This window comes from Silvanigrella sp. (assembly GCF_044369315.1).
Classification (GTDB): Bacteria; Bdellovibrionota_B; Oligoflexia; order Silvanigrellales; family Silvanigrellaceae; genus Silvanigrella.
This window is the reverse complement of sequence record NZ_JBIPMD010000247.1, coordinates 1-4,655: the sequence shown is the minus strand read 5'-3', so window position 1 is coordinate 4,655 and position 4,655 is coordinate 1. Positions and strand designations below refer to the sequence as shown.

The window sequence follows — 4,655 nt, the reverse complement described above, 5'->3', positions numbered from 1 at the left end:
TAGAACTTGATTTTTAAACTCAAGAGAATATTGACTTTTAACTGATTTCTTCTTTAACATTGGACAACCCTTCTATATGAACGCCTAAGTTCATAGCATATTGTCCACCAAAAGGAATCACTTTAGGATTCAGTTTCACCATTATAAAAACATACATCATTAGGGAGTTCAAATGATAGCAGTTGATATGCCTCCACAAGCCGTTGCAGTAGCACCTTATGCACACGAATCCGTAGTCATTTCATCCAACAAATTTATGGTTCCATTTGCTGATACATTCAGAACTGTATTGCAAGTAAATAACCAAACTGGATATAAAGTTTTTATAACATCATCTATTGACGACTGGCATCAATGGAATGGTGGTGCAAAACCAAATATAAATTTTAATGGTGTGACAATAGCGGGTTCAAATTATTTAAAAAGAAATGAAGATATGAACTCCACAGCAACAAACGCAAAGTTCACTATGAATTTTAAATTTACAGCAGCAAGTGGTGATGAAGAATTTGGTATGAGAGTTGATCAAGCAGATGTATTTAAAACAGATTATACTTATAAATACTATCCAACTTTTTCATTAGGAACTTTGGATGTGACTGGTTACTACCAAGTCGATCAAAAAGTAATGGGAAATGCAAATATCTTTACAATATCTCATAATCAATAATGAGAAGAACTAAACCGCTTTATTTTGATGAATTTTTTTAGGATTCAAAATGGAGTGGTTTATATTTAAATTTTCAATTGGGTTTTCCAATGAATTTACCTTTGAATTTACTCGGACTGGTAATTTAATATTTTTAATTTGCCTAAAGGTTTTTAATATTGAAATCATTATCCAAGTTTGATCAAATTGCCACCATTCCCAGCCATGACGCGCAGCGCGCGGTTGAGCGTGGTGATTGTTGTGCCATCCTTCACCAAAGGCGAGAAGACCAACCCACCAGTTATTTCTGGAATCGTCATTTGTATTATTAGGACGGGAACCCCATTTATGTGTTGCTGAATTCACAAACCATGTAACATGATAACCTGAGACAAGTCTTACAAAGACACCCCAAATTGTAAAGCTAATAGCGCTATACCAATCAAATCCAGGAGCTGAACCTAATACACCACCTAGAGCCATAATCGATAAGCCAACAACAATTTGAATTAAAATCATGTTATTTTCTAAAAATTGATAAAATTTATTTTTAGCAATGTCTGGGCAATAATGGGAAACTTCTTCTATGGAGTTTAAATCGGCTCTTCTATTAAAAATAAATCCAATATGAGAATGCCAAAATCCCTTATTCATATCATGTGGATCTTCTGGTTTATCAGAATAGGCGTGGTGCACTCTGTGTTGACCTATCCAAGAAATGGGTCCTCCTTGGCAAGCTAACGTACCACAAAATGCAGCGAAATATTCTAAAGGTTTTGTTGCTTGAAAGCCTTTATGAGCTAATAGTCTATGAAATCCAAAAGTAATTCCTACCATACCCGCAATATAATGCATTATTAGGAAAGCGATAAAGGCTTGCCATGTGAAAAAGAACCAGCATAATGAAAGGGCAATGACATGCACCCCTGTAATCCAAATGAAATTACGCCAGTTAAACTTAACAATATTGGAAGATTCTCTTAACTTCATAATAACCTCTAATAAATAGACAAGAAATCTTAATCCATCCTCATTTAACGGTTATTTTACTTCTTAGTGAAGGCAGGGAACGTAAAAGTAATGTAAATGGTGTATCTATTTGATAATATTGTATTAAAATCATTGAAAATACTTCATATTTCTACCCTTAAAATATAAATCAATAATATTGGTAATTTATATATTTATTAATAGTATTAGTTATTTAGTCTGATTTTCTTAAAATATTATAAATAGATTCATTTGGCTTCTTGAGATAATCGGCGCCATTTATTTTAGTCTGTTTTATAAATCTGTCATCATCGTTTATGATAAATAATTCATTGTTATTTAAAATTGTAATACCTTCTGCTTTATTATTTAATTTCAAAGGAATAAGATTGTTTTCATAAACTAAACTGGGATCTTTGTTTTTGTAAAATTTATCTAAATCTAATGTCCAAAGGTATGCGCCTATTGTATTTTCTTGCTCAAAGCTACTAAGTATAAATAATTTATTATTATATTTATTCCAAGATAATGCAAAAATTCCAACGTTTTCTTGAATATATTTATTCGTATTTTTGAAATTATAAATTAATTTAAAATCATTGTTTAAAAAGTATTTTGAATCTTTATAAATTAAGCTAGCTAAAATAATTTTAAAAGAATATTGAAAGTTTTTATAAGATTCACCTTCTTCTCTTATCCCAAATAAAATTTTATTGTCTGGAATAATTGCTAATCCTTCAACTTTAAAATATTTAGAACTGTTTAATTCTCTTTGTAAATATTTTTTTATGTCTCTTGTTTCTTTTTCATTTTCAATTACAGATAAAAACTCTACTTTATTTGGATATTCTGGTTGCCAATATAATATTGAATTATATTCATAATTGGAATCATCTCTGTCAAAGCTTGTTGTAGCAAAAATATATTTATTATCTAATGTTGCGGTTAAATCTTCAAATTTTTTTGTAGAAAGAAACTTTGGATTTTTATAATAAGTTATGTCATTTATATCTTTAAAATCATTATTAATGAAAGGAATTGAAAACATAGGCGATATGTTATTGTCATAAATTGATTTATCATTTGCAAAAAAAAGATTATTATTATTAAAAACAACTGCAGATAATTCACATGAAGCAATTGTTTCTGTTTCTTTATTGTTTTTAACAAATTTTGTCTTTTTTCCCTCTTCAAAACAATTTATGACTCCGGTTTTTTTTATATTATAATATTCTTTTTCACTTGGCTTTATAGTATTATTTAAGCCTAATAAGAATTTACCTTTTCCGCTGGAACAGGAGCTACAAATAAATAAAATTGGGAATATAAATAATAAAAATTTCACATGAAACCTTCAATTAAAAAATAATATATAGCATTCATGGTAGTATTAAATTATTATTATTGAAAAGTCAAATGTACATCAAATGAGTATAATTATTTTTTGGAATTTAAGATTTTTTAATAGATTCATTATAAATATCTTTGGCATTAAGATTGTGCTTTTGAGCAATATCTTTACATGCTATTTTTAATTGCATTCCTTTTTCTACAAGAATTAAAGCTTCTTTTGCTGCTTCATGTATAGATATTTCTTTTTTTTCTTCTGCTAAAATATTAACACAAATTACAAATTCACCTTGAATTTCATTTTGATTCGAAAAGTAATTTAATACATTTTTAATATTGCCTGTTCTATGTTCTTCAAATTTTTTAGAAATTTCTCTGGAAACACAAATAAAAATTTCTTCATTTAAATAAAATTCATTTAAATTTTTTAAACTTTGGATTAATCTTTTAGGACTTTCAAAAAATACAGCTATACAAGGGGCAATCGCTTTCCATCGATTGAATTCTTCTACTTGTTCTTTTTGAGTTCGGCCCAAAAAACCAGAGAAAATGCTTCTAGGTTGAATAAATCCGCAAGCAGCTAATGCCGAAGACATACTGCTTGGACCAGGAATACTTTGAATTAAAACCCCTTGTTTATGAGCTTCGGCAATTAATAAAGAACCAGGATCAGAAATACAAGGGGTTCCTGCATCAGTAATAATTGCAGCACATTTATTAGGTGAATTTTGGAGTTTTTCTATAAGATAACTCGATTTATTTTTTTCATTATGAACATGCAAACTCTCTAATTGAGATTTTATACCAAAATGGCTTAATAAGTTTCCAGAATGTCTAGTGTCTTCGCATGCAATAAAGCTAACATGAGATAGAATTTCTTTTGCTCTTGGAGAAAAATCGCCTAATGTACCTATGGGTGTTGCAACAATATAAAGTGTACCAGTAGTCATTCTATTCCTTTTGGGTATTCAAATACTTCTGCAAAAAATTTTCCTTTATCATCTCTTTTAATTTTTCCAATTGGATTTTGGATATCATGTGTAAAAAATAATTTTGCATTTTTTGTGATTAAATCTTCAAGAAAAATCTTTTTTTCATCTATTACTAATTCTGGAAAACGGTCATACCCCATTGAAATAGGAATATGCATCCAAGCGAATCCCGGAATTAAATCACTTGCAAAAACAAGTGGTCCATCTTTTAAAGAAATTTCTCCTAACATAAGTCCTGGGGTATGGCCATTTGAAAATCTAAAGGTTATAAAGGGAGATAAATCGCATATTCCATTATTTTCAACTAAAATTAAACGACCCGATTCTTCAAGTAAATTATTTAATAAAGGAACAAATGAAGCTTTATCTCTTGGGTGTGGATTTAATGCTCTTTTCCAATGCTCTTTACCAACGTAAAATTTTGCTTTCGGAAATAAAAGTTTTGTCTCTCCATGACCGTAAGGCGTTAAAATTCCGCCAGCATGATCAAAATGTAAATGCGAAAGAATAACAGCATCAATATCTTCATGACTTAAGCTTACTTTTTTTAAGCTTTCTAATAAAATATGATCATTTTCAACAATTCCATATCTATCTTTAAGTTTTGGCTCAAAAAAAGCTCCAACCCCAGCTTCAAAAAGAAAATTTTTTCCATCTTTATTTTTAACCAAAAG

At 29.2% G+C, this 4,655-nt stretch carries 5 protein-coding genes; 1 reads left to right on the top strand and 4 read right to left on the bottom strand.

What is annotated here, in order from left to right; genetic code table 11:
• The first annotated feature begins 172 nt into the window (after positions 1 to 172).
• The gene (locus ACIQ56_RS14705) at positions 173 to 670 is read left to right on the top strand and encodes a hypothetical protein (RefSeq protein WP_397601797.1); all 498 of its coding nucleotides are present in this window, start codon (positions 173 to 175) and stop codon (positions 668 to 670) included.
• 9 nt (positions 671 to 679) lie between these two features.
• Here ACIQ56_RS14705 and ACIQ56_RS14700 read toward each other — a convergent pair whose 3' ends face one another.
• The 4 genes from ACIQ56_RS14700 to ACIQ56_RS14685 all read right to left on the bottom strand — a co-directional run.
• Positions 680 to 1,639: an acyl-CoA desaturase gene (locus ACIQ56_RS14700; RefSeq protein WP_397601796.1), complete on the bottom strand. Its 960-nt coding sequence runs from the start codon at positions 1,637 to 1,639 to the stop codon at positions 680 to 682.
• 214 nt (positions 1,640 to 1,853) lie between these two features.
• The gene (locus tag ACIQ56_RS14695; protein ID WP_397601795.1) at positions 1,854 to 2,984 is read right to left on the bottom strand and encodes a hypothetical protein; all 1,131 of its coding nucleotides are present in this window, start codon (positions 2,982 to 2,984) and stop codon (positions 1,854 to 1,856) included.
• Positions 2,985 to 3,090: 106 nt separating this feature from the next.
• Positions 3,091 to 3,939, bottom strand: coding sequence for a 16S rRNA (cytidine(1402)-2'-O)-methyltransferase (rsmI, locus tag ACIQ56_RS14690; RefSeq protein WP_397601794.1), 849 nt, complete (start codon positions 3,937 to 3,939; stop codon positions 3,091 to 3,093).
• Positions 3,936 to 4,655 (bottom strand): MBL fold metallo-hydrolase (locus ACIQ56_RS14685; protein ID WP_397601793.1); only part of this gene is annotated, 720 nt, incomplete at its 5' end. The genes ACIQ56_RS14685 and rsmI, both read right to left, overlap by 4 nt.